The sequence below is a fragment of the Ruegeria sp. HKCCA4812 genome (genome assembly GCF_013034245.1).
GTDB lineage: Bacteria > Pseudomonadota > Alphaproteobacteria > Rhodobacterales > Rhodobacteraceae > Ruegeria.
This window is the reverse complement of sequence record NZ_WQFQ01000001.1, coordinates 1,387,624-1,406,567: the sequence shown is the minus strand read 5'-3', so window position 1 is coordinate 1,406,567 and position 18,944 is coordinate 1,387,624. Positions and strand designations below refer to the sequence as shown.

The window sequence follows — 18,944 nt, the reverse complement described above, 5'->3', positions numbered from 1 at the left end:
GACCCAAAGACCGAAAAATCAAACGCAGCCGCGATGCCACGCGTCCGCATCCACGCACGCATCGTGCCGAACGGAGTTGCGCGCCGACCTTCCAGCGAAACCGGCTGCGCGCTTGAGCAATGTGATGATAGCAAACTGCGCGCGACCCTTCTTCTTACCCCTCAGATCCTGTCGTCGAATACCAAAACCGAGGGCGTGCGCCTCGACCAGTGGCCTGCGAAAGTGCACGAGCTTTTGAAAGGCGGTGTCGAGGGTTTGATCGTTACTGTTCCGTCTGGCCAAGGCTCGGGCAAGGTCTGTGATGGGGACGTCAGGGCGCTGAAATTCACTGCGCCAAGTATTGCAAATATCTCGTCAGAGCGCGACCTGCAGGCGCTTTGCGACATCTGGGTCGGTTCTCTTTGGAAATACGATATCGCCGACGAAAACGGTGCCCGCGACAATGTCGTCATCGGCGCCGACAGGTGGAAGTTACTCGGCGAAAGTATCGCCCGAACGCTTGGAAGTAACTCCGTAACGTCCAACGGGATGGGGGAAGACAACGCAGTCGAAACAGCGAACAAGGTGCCTGACGCATCCCTTTACGGGGCCGACGGTCAGGTCGCGCCGTCTGAAGCGGCCGGTCAGGCAAAGACGATGAATGTTGTGGCGGCCCTCGACATCCGTCATGCGGACCTCGCCGTTTCCTTGGAAGGTCAACGCGCAGTCGCGCTTGCAGAGTCTCTGAAGGCGGCCTGCAAGGAGGCCGTTGAGCGCGCACCTAATCCGTTGAAGCGCCGGTCATCTGAGCGATCTGTCAAAGTGCTGAAAGACGCTGATATCAAGAACAACATCGACGAAGAGTATCAGGAACTTGCCAATGAGATAATCAAACAACCGCCGCGCGAAGTAAATGAGACGTTTGCCACCTACTGCAAGCGTCTTTCCGATGGGCTTCCGATCCTTCCGAATCTGGACCCCGAGAACTTTCCCGGCGGACGTCGCCTCTTTCTGCCGAAAGATGTCGAACGCATCCTTCTTACCAACGAAGGTCTGATCGCCGAGTTGCGCCGTCGACGCCGTATCGCCGAGCGCACCGCCTTGTTCGAAGATCTCAAGACCGACCGGGAAGGCTCTGTGACTCTTTACAACAAAGCCAAGAACGTCGTGATTTCAGATCAATGCGTCACCGCTAATGGTCCGGAATGGGCCGGCACGATGGTCACGCCCGCCACCGTCGCTAATGGCGAAGACGATTTCGACGACAATACTGCCGCCGCCCGCTATGCCAACTGGCAGCAATATCGAACCAAGATCGATGAAGACAAGCAGACGCAAGGTGAAAAAGTCGACAAGAGCCTAGAAGCTGCTCAACGCAGCTTTTTCACGCTACAATCCACTCCGACGCTGGCGCGCGCAACCATGCTTGCAATCGACCTCGAACTCGATCTCAACGACGAGCACAAGGCAACGTTGGATGAGATGGGAGAATATGCTCATCTCTCCGTAAATCTCAATGCTAACACGCTTGGGAATGAAGTTGAGTCCGTCCTGCCGCGCCCCTGGACGTTGCTTCGCGTAACCGAACCCGAGCGCGAGAATTGCTATCACTTCTGGCCCGCTTCGCGTGAAGAGGCGGACTGTCGATCTGCTGGCCAAGGTGCACCTGCCCAGAACACCGCACGCCAATATGGGGGATTGATGGTCATGGGCTTTGGCTCTGGTAGTGCCGCAGATACCAACACGCCACGGTTCGATATCACCAGCCTCGACATTCGGACGGCCATGGAGCTGGAACTCCAGCGTCGCAGCATCGAACAGTCAAATGTCGAGACAGAACAGGAAGTCGGCCAGCAATCGGCTACAGAGAACCGTGCAGAAACTCCAGGGGCATCCGCCACTGAAACCAAGGCGCTACCACCTGGCGTAAACGAAGCCAGCGATCCGACCGATCTGGTGGACGAAGGTGACCGCCAGGATGTCGGACTGACTCTGCTGGACCGCGGTCTTTGTACCCAGGCAATTCGGAAAATGGCCGCGCGCGACGCCAAGTTCGATACTGACGACCCGGAGGCTGCATGTGTCGTCGAGGATAGGCTTGCCATCGTGCTCGACGCCGAGGATTTAACGATGGGTTACCGCCTATATGTCGGAACACCTGGCAATGATTGCACGAAATGGCATCCGATGATGTCGCGTGCGATCAAGTTTGGCACCACTGGCCCCGATTGGAGAGAAACTAGACGTATCGAAGACATCCTGTCGGACTTGGTCGGCCGCTTCGGCTCGCCCGAGCGGGTGGCGCTTGAGAGTGCTTCCTTTAACGTGCCCGGTCGTATGCTGCCGAAATCCGAGGCACCGAATGGCGGCGGCAAGCTTGACACCGAAGCAGTGTTCGAGCAGGCCGTTTCAGTCTGGGATGGTGGCCCCATGGGGGTGGAATGCTCTGTCCAGCCAGGCACCGAGATGACTACGCCAGACACATTGATCTTTGGGCGGGAACTGAGCATCCCCGAAGGCAACGCCTATCGGCTTCCCCGGTTGCGTTATGGCCGCCCCTATCGGTTTGCGTTGGCTGCCGTTTATTCCGGCGGACGTTCGATCGATGAGGTTGAATTCCCGGATGACACAGGGCAGCATGATACGCGCGCCGATCTTTACTATCCCTCCGAGCGAATGAAGTCGACTGTTCAGACCTGCGCAACCAATAGCGAAGATTGCACCTCGCCGACGGTGCAACCTTTCGTCCGGGCTCTGCGGCAAGCAAAAATCGGGGCCCCGCAGGTGCTGATGCCGGAAGGACATGCGCGACGTCTGAACGGCCCAATGGGGCCGGATCAACTTGGCATGATGCTTGTTCGAAGCGTCGATACGGACGAGAAGAACCCCAAGGATAAACGTTTCACGTCGCGCGGGCAGCCCGCAACCGCCCGCCGCGTAATCCTGATCCCGTCGATCCCGCTTGCACGTGCCGCGGCACATATGGGTAGTCCTGACAACACCGCTGGAACGACCAGCCGCCCGGAAGATCCAACACGTGGCGTGTTCGACAATCTCCGGCAAACGCCAACTTCAACCGGTGGCCTTACTTTCGTCCGCCAACAAAAAAACGGTGGGGGATTCCCGGCGATAAAGACCAGCTATTTAAAAGGTCTGAATGGCACCCAGCATTTCTCGAAACGTGAGATCGAAGATGCCCCCGCGGATACCGCTTTGGCAGAGGGGCAGGACCTTGATGGCGCTATCTTTGCCGCCGGATCGTCTCCGAAAAGCGCTTATTATCCTGACCCCGCTGCCGAATCCCTTGTAGTGCGTGTGCGTTTGCAGGGCGGATCGGGTGATTGGCTCACGATGGTCGAAACCGCTAAACCCGACACGAAAGAGATAGCGCCCATCGATCTGATCAGCGGCAATACCTATCCTGACCGCCGTCGCGTGCTATTAACCGTGAACCGCAGAAATGATCGCGAGCAGATTCCGACTGCTCTTGAAGACATTATGACATACCGTGGGCGCAGGTCCTTCAATCCATCACATTCGGACGGCACCAATTCCTCAGGTCGGTTTCTCGCCCGCGAACTGATCCTCACACTTGCCCCGCACGAGTGGGTCGATGTCGAGATGTGGCTTTTACCAAGCGCAAAACGACTTGCACGTGATTTCTCGGTCATCCAGACCCTTGGCACCCATCTCGCGCAGCGTGGCGAGAATGCTGTAGCGTCCAGCCTGAAAGCCATGTGCACAGGTGCAAATCTTTGCCTGCCCGAAGACATTTTGGACGACCTTATCGCCGATTTGCAAAGAGTTCGCGCAGGGCAAGTTTTCTTTGGTCCCGGTGGCATCGGTGCGCCGACAATGCCCGCGCTTCTGGAACTCGCAAATGCCGTGCGGCGTTGCATGATCCGCCATCCGATAGCCGAGATTTCCGGGGTGTCCTGCCTGCGCGCGATCCATGCGAATAACCGTGCAACGGTTGCCCCCGTAATCGTCCCGGCAGAAAACACAGATCACTTCAAGCGCGCCACGTATTCAAACGCAGCCTCACTGCAATACGGCCCCGAAAAGCCCCTCCGAGCGTTCCGCCCTGCCGAGCTTGCCGCCGGTCCGCGCTCGTTCGACGAACTTGTGAACGAGAGGAAGAGGGTTGAGAGGGAGAATAGAGCGTTCGGAAAGGACCAACCGTTTGAGCCTATCTCAGAGATTCCGCATGCAGTCTGCATCGATGACGGCGCGCCAATCACTGTGGCGGCGAAGGGATCGACCAACCTGATCCTTGACGGCGACGTGGCCCTCGATTTGAATCAAATCGACACGATCGAAGTGCGCGCGCGGATGGCTTTCCCCGGATCGACAACTTTCGATGATCGACTCCGTGGTCGATCGTTGGCACTCCGACGCGCCGGATGGTGGCCGCTGGTCGACAAACCGACTGGCGTTCCTGCAGATCACGAAGGGGAAGCTTTTCGTGACGCTCAAAGCCTGTTCGGATTCCACGTCTATCCCAGCGGTCAAATTGCCTTTGATCGCGCCGAAGTCACGCTTTTGCGCGCCGAGAACCTACCGCGTCCCAGTAGCAATTCCTGCCGCCGGAAGCTCAGTCTTCGCAGGCTTTTCGAAGAAGGCGATATCGGCGATGTCCGCATCACGGAACGCCACCTGTTTCCTGATGGCAAGGCGCGCCGAATGTCGGTCTGGGTCAACGGTTTGCCGCGCGCCGGGCAATTCATGCGCACTGCAGATCGCCAATTGCGGGCGGGGGACCCCTGGGTGGCCTCCGAAGGCCTGCATCACGATGTCGGTGAGCTTGTCGCCGGAGAAGACCTCCGGGCGGAGGCACAGTGCCGGCTCAGCGAAGAGATCGAAGTCATTCTCCCAGCCACCAAGCGTCCTGCCAAACCGGACGCCCGCGCACCGCTTCCGGCATTCCGCCATGATCTGCCTAAGGAGGCCGACAAGACCCGCACCAAGCTGATGCACCACCGCCGCTCGATCATCCGCATTCCGCTCGGTCGAGAGTGGTTTTCGTCAGGCGAAGAAGAACGCCTTGGCATCGTGCTCTGGCCGCCGCAGATTTCAACAGAAGACAACCGACTGATCGAACAGAACAAAGTTGTTCTTCGCGATCCAAAAACCGGCAAAGAGGTTCGCCGGATAGACCTCGACGATCTTAGCCACTACCGCCTGACGAAACGCAAGCTTATCGACATTATCTGTCCTGCAGTAGACGGAGCAGATGATCCGATGCCGTTCGAGGACAGCCATCTTGGTCCCGGTGGCCGCTTTGTTTCGCGGCGGGGTGCCGACCCGGTGCGTGAAGGAAATCACCACAAGCAAATCCTGTTTGCACCGGGCGATTTCCCCGATCTCGATCTCGAAGACGGAGACCCTCAGAAGGCAGAGCTTGTCACCATGGTAGAGATGCCTCTGTCGGATGACGAGGCACCCGAAAGCAACGCCGGAGACCGAGCGCCCCCGATGATGGTGTCGCTCCTGACATATCAGCCAAGGTTCGACCCTGAAAAGGAGACATGGTACGTCGACGTAACGCTTGAAGACAGCGAGGCTGCCGAGACCTTCGTGCGTTTTGGTCTCGTCCGCTATCAGCCCCACACGCGACCCGAACTCCGATGCTCGCGGCCGGTCCGGCAGTTCGTCCAACCCCTACCGGAGCGTATAGCCGATATCAGCCGAATTGCGCCCGAGGAAGGCAATGGCATTCGCGTGCGGCTCTGCGGTCCGACATTCTATCGCCGCCGGATCAGCGATGCGCTTCAGGCGGAGTTGGGTTTGAAAGACCAACCAGAAAACCTAGACTCTTGGTTCGCGGATGTAGGGTGCAACCCTCCAGACGACCCGAGAATTGCGCATATGGCCGACGCATCCGACATGGTACATGGGGCTGAAGCCGCGCCGCGTATGAAGGTTACCGTCTTCCGCGAAGGGACGGACCCCCATGGGCGCGCTTTCCGCGAGACTGTACCACTTCCCGTATCCGCCGTCGGACGGGACAGCCACCTGCTATTGCCGCTTGATGCCGACACCGGTGTCATAGGCCCGAGTGATTTCGCCCCGATCACTAGAGAGAACCCCGAGGCCCGAAAGCGTTTCTTCAGGTTAAAGGAAGACGACAAGTTCAGAGCTGGGAGTGTCGTCGTCAAAGCCGCGTTCGTAGCGCGCGGCGATGGGACCTGGCTGTTGAATATTCCCAAAGAGATTCTCGGCGATTTCAACGGCCTAAAAATACAGGTCGAAGAAGTCGAAGCCTTCGAGCCGGCCGATCCTGACACACTCGAAGAACAAGCCCGCAAGTTGGTGCCGAGTATTGTTGAGAATGAAATGGCGGCGGCGGAGGAGGAGAATGACGAAACAACAAGCACGGCTGGTCCACCAAACGTTCGTACGGTTGGCTATCACCACAGCGGTGCACGGATGCGCGCGGTTTTTGATCTGTCGGGCTGGTCATAGGACCGAACCATGCAAATAGTTGCTGTGATAGCGAACGTAAGTATTGCGAATTCGCTTCCTCGGATTACTGATCGGAACATTCGTTTTGTGGCGAGGATGTCGCGGTCGATACTCAATCAAAGTAAATCAGCTATTTGGAGGTGAAAACGGCAAACCTGACATTTGATTTAAGCAAGCAAGGGGATCCAACTACGTTCGCGATACTCAAGCTAGCCGAAGGAAAAGACGTCGAACGACAGTCTGGGCTCGTCATCAATTCTGTTCGAACGCGGGGTATCGTACATGATGGCCAACTTAGTTAGGTTCACAGCATGGGTGCCTCGGGTATAAGATCGGAACATCTCAGAACCCCCTCGCATTGTGCTCGACGTCCTGCCAGTGTTTGTTCGCTGGCAGCGATTTGGCGCGTCGTGCGATATCCTCAAACCGAACGGGCATGTAATCCCAGACATCGACGCCTGCATTGACGCTGTTGCTGGACCCTTTCCAGTTCTTATGCACATGGCCGAAGATCTGGAGCGCACCGCGTCGGGCGCGGTTCCACGTGATCATGGGATAGTGGCACAGGGTGTGCATCTGTTTGTCAGGGCCATCCTTAACTTCCGCCATGTGAGAGGTACTGTTCCAGGGCAATGCCAGTGTCTGCTCCAGGTCATGGTTGCCAACAATCAGATGCTTTTCCGCGCCGGGCAATTTGGAGAACAGTTTGGTCAGCCATTCGCGGTCCTTCGCCTTCTGCCCAAAGGCGAAGTCACCAACGATCCACAGCGCATCCTTGGGGCCGACCATGGCCCAGAGGTTCTGCATCAGAACTGCATCCATGTGGTTTACTGAGCGAAACGGGCGGTCGCAGAACTTGATGATGTTCTCGTGCCCGAAATGGGGGTCTGCTGTATACCAATTGATCATGTCTTTAACTCCGTAATGCCTACCTTTCATGTCTGGTGGCGGCGTCAGAGACAGTGCGGGGATGGGGGATCATCGCGTGGCGAACAGCTCGAAGCCGCCCGCCATTCTGCGGGCGCTAGAATAGGGTGATATCTGCGCGTGCTGTGATCATGCAGCGTTCATAGCGGCTTTGCGTCCGCCTGACTATCCGGGAAATCACAGATCCATGTCCGAGGCTTCAACCTCCTCACCGGTCAGCGTGTCGACAATCTGGCGATCCAGCTCTTCGGTGTGCATCCGGCCGAGCTCATAATCTTCAAGAGAGAAGGTGATGGAGGTCATGCCGGGTTCACCACGATAGCTGACTTTGAACGTTGCGATGCAGCCCGGTTTGATCAGCTTGTCGCGCGGATACTTAAACCGATACTCGACAGTGTTGCGATAATGCTGAGCCGAGCCACACAGCTCATACTCAGAAATGAGCTTACCGCCCGAGCTAGTCGTTTCCTCACGTCTTATTGGCCCAAGCGCATCGAGGTCAGAAATGAAACCGTCCGTGCTCCAGGCGTAGATCAGCACCATGTCGCGTCCGTTGATCTCAACGCGAGAGGGTGGCCCGTAGGTCTCCTCAATCTGGGCTTTCAGCTCCAGTGGTTCGGGCAATTCGTCACTCGGCTGGCGAATGCTGCGATAGATCGCCATGGGGCGCTGCTCCATCACATCCGAAGACAGCCGTGCAGTTATCTGATCTTGAGGAGCTTTGGCGAGGCGTCCATTGATGCCGACATCTCCAATGCGGGAATATAGCTGATAGGTGAACTCAAACACTGCGCCATCAGGGGATTGAATCCTCAGAACTTCGCTCTCGCTTGTGGGGTCAGCGTCGCTGCGTTCCGCGTAAACGCCCAGAACATCATCAAGCGGATCGCCGGGCTGAAGGCCGAGGATCTCATAGGGGTATGGGCGCTCTGCAGGCGCGGGCACAGCGGTCAAGGTATCTTCCGCGAACCCAGCGGAGGCAAACGAGAGGCAAAAAGCAAGCGCAAATGCAAAACGGATCATGCAACGGACTTTCTGATGTAGGAAAAGGGAGAGTTGTCACCTTCGAAAGCTTCAAGGCGCAGGCCTCGCAGGGCCCACTGAAGTTCGATGGTCAGTGCAATCACTTCGGACCAGGCTGCCTGCGCCTCGCGATATCGGGCATATCCCGGTTGGCCGGATTTACAGGACAGCATGGAGGTAAAATGAGCAACGTCGCCATGCAGGATCTGTTCAGCCAGCGCTTCGGAGCCAGGGAGCTCTGAGTGGAATGCGGGAAGCGTACCAAACGCCGAGCGGATCTCAGCAGCTTCGGCTGCGCCATGGCGATGGCCGGTCATCAGGCCAATGATGTGTTCGGGGCAGTCAAATCGTTCATTGATGCTCTGTGATGAGAAGCGTGCCTCTATCGGGCCTGTAGCGGGCACAACAATCAAATCAGCTTTCGCAAGTGCCATCGACACGGCGTCTTCAGGATAGACCTGTGTGTCGATCAGGACGATGTCAAAGCCGCGCGTGGCGGCGGCAGCTAAGGCATCTTCCACACTTTCGTCTGTTGGGCATTCAACCAATTCCAGTTGAGGCGACCGTAACCGACAGGCCTCCATCGCAGTCAGCCATGTCTGTAATGTGGAAGGGTCCTTACAATTTGAGCCCCTGGAGGTCTGACTGGTGCAATCCATCACCATCACACGCTTGTCCAAAGCCAGAAATCCCGACGCCAACGCCATAACTGCCGTCGTCCGCCCGGACCCGCCCTTTGCTGCATGAATGGTGATGGTGTGCATACTGCATGTCCTTGTTAACCAAATACATATTATAGTTGATAACATTAAAGTATGTAATCCACAATCGTCCAGCGCATGGATATGCGCAAATTAGTTGGACAAAACTTCGCCCGATTGCGAAGGGAAAAAGGCCTGACACAGGAGGACATCGAAGCTCGCTCCGGGTTTAGTCAGCAATACTTAAGCGGATTGGAGCGAGGCCGAAGGAATCCTACGATCATCACTTTGTATGAACTTTCGCAGGCTCTTGAAGTTAGCCATGTCGAGCTGGTTGAGCCCAGAGATCAAAACTGAAGGCGGCTGGCTATTTGGAAAGGGAACGCGTAAGTACTTGTGGAAAAGGGTGTTTCGCCCAAAAGGGAATATTAGAGACCCATGCAAGCCAAAATTGATAGGCACTTTCGGCCACGTGCTCGACTGCTTCAACATCTTGGTGATCAATTAATTGGTACACCCCGCCTAGCCGTATTCGAACTAGTTAAAAATGCATATGATGCCGATGCTTCAGAAGTCGTAGTCGAAATTGCTGGAATTGGTAGCGAGCATCCATCTATTCGGGTTTCGGATGATGGCACTGGAATGTCACCAGAAACAGTCAAAGATATTTGGCTCGTAATCGCTCACGATCACAAAGAAAAACAGCTGGCTAAGAAAGAGCGAACCGCAAAGGGCCGATTGCCTCTCGGATCCAAGGGTTTAGGTCGACTGTCGGTGCATAAGCTTGGGAACAAAATACGCATGGTAACCCGCGCTGCGGGCGAACAAGAAGTCGTGGTCGATATTGACTGGAATAAGATGATCGAGCACGAGTTTCTTTCTGATGCTGAAGTCGACATCGAGTTGCGCGAACCTGAGGTTTTCACGGGCGAGAAGACCGGCACCGAGCTACAAATATTGGAGCTGCGTGAAAAACGATGGACTAGAGGTGAGATACGCCGTCTGTATCGTCAAGTCACATCCATTTCATCGCCATTCGGCCAAGTCGGAAGAGACGACTTCAAAGCAATTCTTCAGGTGCCAGATGTTCCACAATGGATAGAGCGGCTGCCTGATCCAGTAGAATTGCTAAAACGAGCGCCCTGGAAATACACCTTCAAGTTTGATGGTGAGAACTTCGAGTACCACTACTTGTTCAGAGGAATTCCGGGAATCCAGCGTCAAGCACGCGAAGTCGAAGAAGAAGAGGTTTCACTACTTGTGCCACCTCATGAAGCCGATGACGACGATCCGCTTTTCAGTGGTAAAGCGCAATCCACCACCCTGCGAAAGGTGATTGCTGATCTAACGACAATCGAAGGTATTGGGCCGGTCTCTGGGGAGTTTTACGTTTTTGATCTGTCACCCCGCATTGCAAAACAGATGGGAGAGACAAAGCTAATCAAAGACTTCTTGGACGAAAACGGAGGTATCCGTGTCTACCGAGATGGAATACGTGTTTACGACTATGGTGAACGAAGCAATGATTGGCTGGGCTTGGATTTGAAGCGGGTTAACAATCCAACAAGAGGGCTTAGTCGCAATATCGTGGTAGGGCACGTTTCGATAGATCAGGATGGAAGTCCTGGTCTAGTTGAGAAATCTAATCGTGAAGGCTTCATTGAAAATGATGCTTACGAACGGTTTAAGCAAGTAGTGTTGGGAGCGATCGACCCGCTTCAACGAGAACGCGAAGTTGACCGTAAAGCTATAAGAGAGCTCTTAGGCGACGTCCAAGACCCCGAGGTCCGCAGTATTATGGAGCCGGTCTCAAAGATTCGGGTTATCGCCAGCAAAAACAACCTTTCAGGCAAGATTGATCCACTGCTGGATCGCATAGAGCATGAATACGTTGAAATGAAGAACCGACTTTTGGCTACTGGTATCTCAGGGACCAGCTTAGCCGTGGTTTTTCACGAGATCGAACAAGGAGTTAGGTCTCTGTACAAAAACATGGAAAACCATCCTGAGATGGAAAATGTCGCATCTCAAGTCGAAGAGATGATGAAGCTTCTCGACGGGTTCTCCGACCTGTTACGCAAGAAGGATCGCAAGCCCGTGGATTTGAGGAAACTCATCCGACGCGCGCGAGACTTGAACCAAATTCGTTTCAGGCATCATAACGTACGTCTGAATTGCCCAGCTGTCGAAGATAACGCCCCCGAAGTTACAGTGTCTTGTTCTTATGGCTTAACCTTGGGTGCGATTACGAACATCATCGACAATGCGATCTATTGGATGCGGGCTAAGTGGCCGAACGAGGACGATACTGGACGCGCACTATACATAGGCATTGACGAGGATTTCGAAGGCGGTCCAGCTGTCATCATCGCTGATACTGGACCGGGGTTCCGGGACGCGCCCTCTGAACTAGTACGCCCATTCTATACAAGAAGGCCTGAAGGTATGGGCATGGGGCTCTACTACGCAAATATGGTTATGGAATTAAACGATGGGGCGCTTGTGTTTCCTGACTTTTTAGAAGCGGATGTGCCTGATGAATTTGAGGGGGCGATTATTGCGCTCCAATTTGCTGATTTGAAGGACTAATTGATGTTTCTGCATTCCAAGTTTGTCGTCGTGGACGACAAAGAGCATCATTTGAGAGGTATCAAGGAAACACTGGATTCGCTTCGAATAGACTGTCACTCAAAACTATACGAAGACGAGGCCGTGGGTGAGTGGACTGCGTTGCCCGGTACAAGAATCCTTTTTCTAGATCAGAACCTTGTTACAGGGGCGACTTTCGGAACCGCGGACAACAAGGTTGCCGTTACTGCGATACAGGATGTCATCACCAAAGTTATCTGCCCCGATAGCGGCCCGTATGGTCTAATCTTGTGGGCTGAAGAGCCAGATTTGGAGACCTTAAAAGCCAGTCTTTTCGAGCGCTTTACAGGTGATGAAGCCCGTTACTTACCAGTGTTTTTTGCTGCGCTTCAGAAGGGTGAGTACATTGACACAAACGATGGAAGGGTCAAAAATCCTGTTAAACTTCAAGAAGATATAGTAAGTCGGCTTTCCCAGAACCCACAAATGAAAGCACTTCTGAGCTGGGAGACTGACGTCGCTGTTGCCGCTGGCGCTGTTCTAAGGTCAATCGTGAACTTAGTGCCGATGAGCAAGCGTTCTTCCGATGATTTCAGCAAGGAGCTGGGAAATGTGCTCTATCGGCTGTCCCAGGCGGGAGCAGGTATTGATCGGGCCGAAGAAAACCCAAGAGAGGCAATCAACCACGTTTTGGTTCCTATTCTGGCGGATAGGATTACCGAACATGATCCACAAGGTGATGCGGGAGACGCTTGGAAAAGCGCTATTGTGTCCCACCCTGATAAATTTGCGTCTATTCCAGTGCAAGCCGCAATCAATACAGCCATCCATGTGTCTCGAGCCACTTCGCCCAATAGCGCGCCAATACTACCCACTGACTTAGGCGCGGTTATCGAATTTCCATTTGAGAATGAGCAAAATACTTTGAGCGATTTGTTCGATCTCTCGGTCGAAAAATTCCGCCAAGACACCTTCTTCGGAATGCACGAACAGGATTGGGAAAAGTGTGCTTTGCGGCTCGTCCAGATTGGGGCTTCATGCGACCATGCACAGCCTAAGGATGGTCCTTTGCTTTACCTTTTAGCTTTGGAATGGCCATACCAAAACGCTGATGGCTCTAAAGTCGATAGCGCCAAACTCCATGCGAAGAAGAGCAGCAAATCTGGACTAGAGTGGAAGACACCCAGTATTTTGGTTGGCGACGACTTGGTGCCGGGCAAGCTGTCTGTCTTCCTAAATTGTACTTTCAGCGCGAAACGGGGAGATGTTACAAACTGGAATGCGGTCTATCGGCTGAGGGAGGAATTGGCTTCAAAGTTGACACAAGAATTTGCTCGCCACATTTCAAGACCCGGTATTCTCACCATGAGTCCCGACGACTGAGTTAGGTTGTTCGCCGATGACCAGAAGTTTACTGTATCCCAAAGTATTCGAGTTAGAAGCACGCGGCACAAGTTAACAGCAATGTTAGAGAGAAAAACTCCGATGTGGATGGGCGAGTTTGGGCTTCCGGCAGTAGGCTGATACGGAAATCAGATTTGCTGTTGTCGGTGGCGCCACGGCGACGTTTTGGCTAGTTGGATCAAATGTTGGCTTCACTGTTTTGTACTGTGTGATTGTCATCAGAGTGTAGCTCCAAATACTCCTGATCCAAGAGATCTAAGATTTTTGTGGCAGCCTTTTCAATGTTTTGTGACGACGTTCTCGTGGACTTCGGCCACCAACCAACTGGGTGCTTAACCGCAGAAAACAGATCATTCAAATCGGCGTTGGGGTGTTGTCTGAGGCAAGCGGCTAACAGATTAACCGTCAGTTCCGCAATCTGAAGTCGATCCCGAATTGGCACTGGCTCCGGAGCTAAATCAAATACACTGTGTAGATCGATGCGTTCATCTGATAGCAGTTTTTCAAGAATATCACTGCCGACGGGCCTCGTTCCGTTTTCGTAGTTCACCAATGCACGTCTTGATATCCCCAAAAACTCAGCAAATTCGGTCTGACTTTGTTTCCGCATCTTTCGGCACTTGGTAAGGCCTTCTGAAACGCAGATGCGATTGCGATTTGCCTTGCGTCGATTTGCATCCTCTTTCTGAAGATATGGAAAGGAATCCGAAGACCCGCTCTTTCGGTGTTGGTTAAGTTTTCGGGTTCGACGTTTCTTCTCGGCTACAATTTTTGCCTTAAATTGGGTTTTGAAGTCGCGATCCATTGGAGAAGTCCTACCCTTGGTTGCGCACACTTGTGCTCAAATAGAGCTTAACTTTAACAGCGGGTATTTTACCACTGGTATCGCACAAAAACTTGTAGAAACTTGCGGTTAGACGCAGTTTGGAGGATGCAGCTTTGATTGCAATCGATGATATGGCAACACCTGAAGAGTGGTGTAAAAGACTGCAGAAATCCGGCGCTTCTGTTTCTGCGCGAGCTCTTCGAAGCCTGGCTCGTGAGCATGGGCAGTTTTACTCACTTGGTCGAGCTATGATGCTCACCTCCAGTCACATCGAGGCGCTCATGTGCATTGAAGCTTCAGCCTCTGCAAGTCAGACAAGAGGCTAGTTTTTCCGTGTCGAGCAGCTCTCAAGATATAAGGCTAGTATCATCTAACGATCTTGCAGCCGCGCTTGGATTTGCTGCTCCGAACGATGCATTCCGCAACTTCTGTCGGTCTCTGGACATCATCCCGTTGAGGCGGAACCCGAATTTTTTTGATCCCAAACTCGTCCGTCTAAGATTGGATCAAGCACAGGGTCTGCAAAGCGTAGATGAGATGCAAAGTGATAAAGTTGATTTTGTTGCGCAAAGGAGGGCAAGACGTGCCGCGCAGTAGCTTGCCAAAGGGTGTGCATCGTGTTCGCCGCGATACCGTGGAAGGCGTGAAATTTCATTTTTACGCTTGGCGTGGCGGAGGCCCGAAATTCTGGGAGTCTTCCGTTAAGGAGCCTCGCGAACCTGAGTTTCTTATAGCTTTTGCCGAGAAAGCAAAGTTCAGGTTTGCCGCAGAATACATGACGCCCGAGATGGTGGACGGTTTTCTCGATAGTACTGCAATGCCGAAGGGCGAACGCACACAAGCGGATTATCGAAAATGGGCTCTGCGCTTTGCAGCGGAGTTCGCTGATGATCCCGCGAAACTTTGGGAAAACCCAAAGTCTAGGGGTGAACTCAACGAGTGGAGGGCGACGTGGAAAGACTCGCCAAAGCAGCATGACTACGCCGGCACAGTCGCGGTGCGCATCCTCAATTGGGCGCGGGATGAAGGAAAGATTGCGGCGCACTTCTGCGATCGCCTCCACCGCATCTATACAGTAGACCGGGCAGAGATCGTTTGGACGGACGCCGACCAAAGGTATTTCAAAGAAGCCGCACCGCCTTGGGTGCAACGCGTGATGACGCTGGCATGCGAAACCGGGCTTAGGCCTGCAGATCTTGTGCGATTGACGCGGGGCAACCTTGAAAGCTTCGATGGAATCGATCGTTTTCGGGTTCGTACGCAGAAGAGGGGGCGTGTGGCACATATTCCTGTGACGCCTGAACTTCGGCAACTGATCGATGAAACACCGGCGGATCAGCTTGTTTTGTTGGTCAATGATCGGAACAAACCGCTCAAGCCCACATCTGCAAGTCGAGCTATCGCACGCTACCGGGCTCGCATTATCGACAGGCTGAGCGATCCGACGCTCAGGCTCCAAGATACGCGCGGAACGGCTGCAACGCGACTCTTGCGTGCAGGCCTGGGCCTTAACCAAATCGCAAATCACATGGGCTGGTCGCTTCGCTACGCCGCCGCTGTGATCGAACATTATGCCGCCGTTTCACCTGCTGAGAGTGCGGAAGTCCTCGATTTACTGGAGCGCGAAAAGCAGCGCCGTGAGGACAAAACTGTAAACGCTATTGTAAACGGCCCCAATGGGGCAAACAGAGGAGAGGGCTAAGTGACTGAAAGTAAATGGAGGCGAGTACCGGAATCGAACCGGTGTACACGGATTTGCAATCCGCTGCGTCACCACTCCGCCAACTCGCCTTTACAAGTAAAATCAAATACTTGCCGTGGTGTGCGTGGGGTTTTAGCAGCTTTCCCAAGGGGCGTCCAGAGGATTGCGCGCAATTTTGTCGACGAGATTGAAATTTGCCGAAGCCCGCAACCGCAAACGCATGGGCGTAGGGGGGTTGCGTCAACAGGGCCGTTGCTGGGCGTTTCAGGATGTGGCAAAAGCCGGGTAACTTTGGGAATGACTCGAGAGATCCTATGACAGATTTCGCTGCCCGGCGCCGCACTATGGTTGATACGCAAATCCGGCCTTCGGATGTTACAAAGTTCCCGATCATTGAGGCGATGCTGAACGTCCCGCGCGAAAACTTCGTGCCTGACGCACAGCGTGAGGCCGCCTATGCCGACAGTGTGATCGATCTGGGCAACGGGCGCTGTATGCTCGAGCCGAGAACGCTTGCTAAAATGCTGGATGCGCTCAACATTTCGAACGACGAGATGATTCTCGATATCGCGCCGGCAACGGGGTATTCCACTGCGGTTGCCGCGCGTATGGCCCAGTTGGTTGTTGGTGTGGAAAGCGACGACTCGCTGGCGTCCGAGGCGCAAAGCCTGTTGGCTGAGGCCGATGTGGACAATGCCATTATCCACGTCGGTCCTTTGGAGCAGGGTGCGGCTGAGCACGGTCCTTACGATGCGATCATGGTGCAGGGCGGTGTTGAACGGATTCCCGACGCTCTGTTGGATCAGCTCAAGGAACATGGCCGGATTGCATGCCTGTTTGTTGAAGGCAATCTTGGAACTGTGCGGATCGGTCGAAAGACCGGAGGCCGGGTCAGCTGGCGGGATGCGTTCAACGCCAGTGCACCGATACTAGAGAGCTTTTCGGCGGAGTGTGCATTTTCGCTATAGTTCGCCGATAGATTCTGCTGGCGCCTTGATTAGTTGAAAAGAAGACCGCAAACTGCTTTCAGGGCAGTGTAATTTCGTTTGAGAGGATTTCGGTATGCGTGGTTCAGCGACAGGCAAGCTGGTCAGGGCATTCGCAGTGACCGCAGGACTTGCCATCAGCGTTATGCCAGGGCGTCCGGTGTGGGCTGACAACATAACAGACGCCTTCATCGGCGCGTATAATACAAGCGGCTTGCTGGAGCAGAACCGGGCGCTGCTGCGCGCGGCAGATGAAGACGTGGCAATCGCGCTTTCTGCATTGCGGCCAATCATCAACTGGACTGTACAGGTCAGCCAGGATTATACCCGGTCTCGGACCAACAATGTGGTCACAACGACCGAGCCGTCCCGGTTTTTCACCGGTCTGGGGCTAACTCAGCTTTTGTATGATGGTGGCGCTTCGGTTCTGGGCAAGCAATCGGCGCAGGAGACGGTTCTGTCGACCCGGCAAACCTTAATCGACATTGAGCAACAGGTGCTTATCCGCGCTGCAAATGCTTACCTGGGCGTGCTGCTACAGGAAGAAACAGTCGCAATTCGCCAGAACAACGTGGATGTTTCGGCGGAAGAGCTTCGCGCATCGAATGATCGCTTCGAAGTTGGCGAAGTGACGCGAACGGACGTGGCGCTTTCCGAGGCGCAGTTGGCAAGTTCTCAAGCTGATCTGGCGGTCGCTCGTGGTGAACTGAGCATCGCGCAGGCTGAATATGTCAATGCGGTCGGCAAGGCGCCAGGGAGGACGGCCGGTCAACCCAGCCTGCCCAATCTTCCACGGAGTGAGGCAGAAGCGATCAGCCTCGCGCAACGCAACCACCCGGCGATTCTGTCGGCGCAGCATCAGGTCCGCGCTTTTGATCTGATTGTCCAGCAACAGCGGGCCAACCTTGGGCCGAATGTCAGTTTGAATGCTGATGCGGGTGTGCGTGAAAGCTATGATAACAACGACTATGTGAACGACGCGACCGTGTCGCTGGACTTTACACAGCCGATTTACGCCGGTGGCCGGTTGGCCGCGAATGTGCGGCGCGCTATGGCAAATCGGGATGCGTCTCGTGCGAATCTTCTGAACGTACAAAAGAATATCACACAGGGCGTTACGGACCGGTATGCAGCGTTCCAGGCAGCCAGTGCCAGCCTCAGGGCATCGACGGAACGGGTTCGCGCATCGCAGGTGGCATTTGATGGCATCAGGGAAGAAGCGACCTTGGGTGCCCGGACCACTTTGGACGTTCTGAATGCTCAGCAGGATTTGCTGGACGCGCAGCTGGCCGAAGTGGCGTCGCGAACGGAACGATCCCGCGCAGCGTATCAGCTGCTGCAGGCGCAGGGCCTTTTGACGGCAGAACGTCTTGGCCTGGCGGTTCAGATCTATGACCCGACTTTGTACTATAATCTGGTCAAGAAAGCCCCCGCGCGTGTCAGCAAACAGAGCAAGGATCTGGATCGAGTCCTCAAAGCGTTGCGTCGGGACTGACCGGCAATACTATTTGTTGTAGGGCTCGGATTGTTTGGCTACACTCGATCCAACGATAGAGCGGTAGAGAACAATGTCTGATAATGTCGTGAAAGCAGGGATCGAAGACGTTCTGTCTTCGGTCAAACGTCTGGTCAGTGAAGACAGTCGCGGTAAATCCTCCTCGGATCAACAGGGTGCAACGCGCAAGCCGGGGCGCTTAGTGCTGACGGACGCGCTGCGCATCAGCAAACCCGCTCAGCCCGAGATCATGCCCGCCAAGCCGTCTCCTGATGTTGCCGACTCGGCCAAGCCGATGCTGCTGCGTGCCTGTGACATCGTCAGGGCAGGTGATCCTGCCAACACTGCGGATGACGCGACCGAGGGGCATTCCGCGGAAACTGGCTCAACCGATGATCCCGCGATCAGCCTGAGTGCCAAGATCGAAGCGCTGGAAGCGGCGATTGCGCAAACCGAGGATCAATGGGAGCCGGATGGCGACAGCGCAGACGCCTATTCCGGCACACCGACGCATTCCCTGCCGTGGAACGTCGAAGAGGAGTTTGCGGCCGCAAGGACCGTCGTTCTGACTGATCAGGAAGATACGGACGATCCTCAGCCCGAGTCCGCTTCGGTACAAAACGCAGAGTTCATCCGGGCGGGACGACCGGCTGAATCCGATCGTGCCACTGAAGTCGTTGAAGACGTTTCGACAACGGATTTGGATGAAGAAACATTGCGTGAGCTGATCGCGGAAGTTGTCCGCCAGGAGTTGCAAGGCGCGATGGGCGAGCGGATTACGCGAAACGTGCGCAAAATGGTGCGGCGGGAAATTGCGCGCGCGCTCGCCGCGAAAGATCTGGGATAA

At 54.7% G+C, this 18,944-nt stretch carries 12 protein-coding genes and 1 tRNA gene; 8 read left to right on the top strand and 5 right to left on the bottom strand.

The window, feature by feature from the left end:
- The first annotated feature begins 33 nt into the window (after window positions 1-33).
- On the top strand, window positions 34-6,444 hold the full coding sequence (locus GOW04_RS06975; RefSeq protein WP_171231948.1) for a hypothetical protein: 6,411 nt from the start codon (window positions 34-36) through the stop codon (window positions 6,442-6,444).
- A 342-nt stretch (window positions 6,445-6,786) separates the two neighbouring features.
- On the opposite strand, the gene GOW04_RS06970 is transcribed toward GOW04_RS06975, so the two are convergent.
- From GOW04_RS06970 to GOW04_RS06960, 3 genes are all read right to left on the bottom strand, one after another.
- Window positions 6,787-7,353: a metallophosphoesterase gene (locus GOW04_RS06970; protein ID WP_171231947.1), complete on the bottom strand. Its 567-nt coding sequence runs from the start codon at window positions 7,351-7,353 to the stop codon at window positions 6,787-6,789.
- A gap of 195 nt (window positions 7,354-7,548) precedes the next feature.
- The gene (locus GOW04_RS06965; RefSeq protein ID WP_171231946.1) at window positions 7,549-8,394 is read right to left on the bottom strand and encodes a hypothetical protein; all 846 of its coding nucleotides are present in this window, start codon (window positions 8,392-8,394) and stop codon (window positions 7,549-7,551) included.
- The gene (locus tag GOW04_RS06960) at window positions 8,391-9,158 is read right to left on the bottom strand and encodes an AAA family ATPase (RefSeq protein WP_171231945.1); all 768 of its coding nucleotides are present in this window, start codon (window positions 9,156-9,158) and stop codon (window positions 8,391-8,393) included. Before GOW04_RS06960 ends, GOW04_RS06965 begins: the two co-directional genes overlap by 4 nt.
- A 75-nt stretch (window positions 9,159-9,233) precedes the next feature.
- Between GOW04_RS06960 and GOW04_RS06955 the strand changes: the two genes are divergently transcribed.
- From GOW04_RS06955 to GOW04_RS06945, 3 genes are all read left to right on the top strand, one after another.
- On the top strand, window positions 9,234-9,452 hold the full coding sequence (locus GOW04_RS06955; RefSeq protein WP_171206589.1) for a helix-turn-helix domain-containing protein: 219 nt from the start codon (window positions 9,234-9,236) through the stop codon (window positions 9,450-9,452).
- A gap of 81 nt (window positions 9,453-9,533) precedes the next feature.
- A complete protein-coding gene (locus GOW04_RS06950) occupies window positions 9,534-11,684 on the top strand; it encodes an ATP-binding protein (RefSeq protein ID WP_171231944.1) in 2,151 nt (716 codons plus the stop codon).
- Window positions 11,685-11,687: 3 nt separating this feature from the next.
- Window positions 11,688-13,067 carry a hypothetical protein gene (locus tag GOW04_RS06945; protein WP_171231943.1) on the top strand — a complete coding sequence of 460 codons (1,380 nt, stop codon included), beginning with the start codon at window positions 11,688-11,690 and terminating at the stop codon, window positions 13,065-13,067.
- Between the two features lie 199 nt (window positions 13,068-13,266).
- Here GOW04_RS06945 and GOW04_RS06940 read toward each other — a convergent pair whose 3' ends face one another.
- Window positions 13,267-13,893, bottom strand: a complete 627-nt coding sequence (locus GOW04_RS06940) for a helix-turn-helix transcriptional regulator (RefSeq protein WP_171231942.1) — start codon at window positions 13,891-13,893, stop codon at window positions 13,267-13,269.
- A 565-nt stretch (window positions 13,894-14,458) separates the two neighbouring features.
- Between GOW04_RS06940 and GOW04_RS06935 the strand changes: the two genes are divergently transcribed.
- A complete protein-coding gene (locus tag GOW04_RS06935; RefSeq protein WP_371814361.1) occupies window positions 14,459-15,616 on the top strand; it encodes a tyrosine-type recombinase/integrase in 1,158 nt (385 codons plus the stop codon).
- Between the two features lie 15 nt (window positions 15,617-15,631).
- Here GOW04_RS06935 and GOW04_RS06930 read toward each other — a convergent pair.
- A tRNA-Cys gene (locus tag GOW04_RS06930) sits at window positions 15,632-15,705 on the bottom strand.
- A gap of 225 nt (window positions 15,706-15,930) precedes the next feature.
- Between GOW04_RS06930 and GOW04_RS06925 the strand changes: the two genes are divergently transcribed.
- The 3 genes from GOW04_RS06925 (at window position 15,931) to GOW04_RS06915 (ending at window position 18,944) form a co-directional block, all read left to right on the top strand.
- Window positions 15,931-16,584: a protein-L-isoaspartate O-methyltransferase gene (locus GOW04_RS06925; RefSeq protein WP_171231941.1), complete on the top strand. Its 654-nt coding sequence runs from the start codon at window positions 15,931-15,933 to the stop codon at window positions 16,582-16,584.
- 94 nt (window positions 16,585-16,678) lie between these two features.
- The gene (locus GOW04_RS06920) at window positions 16,679-18,097 is read left to right on the top strand and encodes a TolC family outer membrane protein (RefSeq protein ID WP_171170416.1); all 1,419 of its coding nucleotides are present in this window, start codon (window positions 16,679-16,681) and stop codon (window positions 18,095-18,097) included.
- A 73-nt stretch (window positions 18,098-18,170) separates the two neighbouring features.
- Window positions 18,171-18,944: a hypothetical protein gene (locus GOW04_RS06915; RefSeq protein ID WP_171231940.1), complete on the top strand. Its 774-nt coding sequence runs from the start codon at window positions 18,171-18,173 to the stop codon at window positions 18,942-18,944.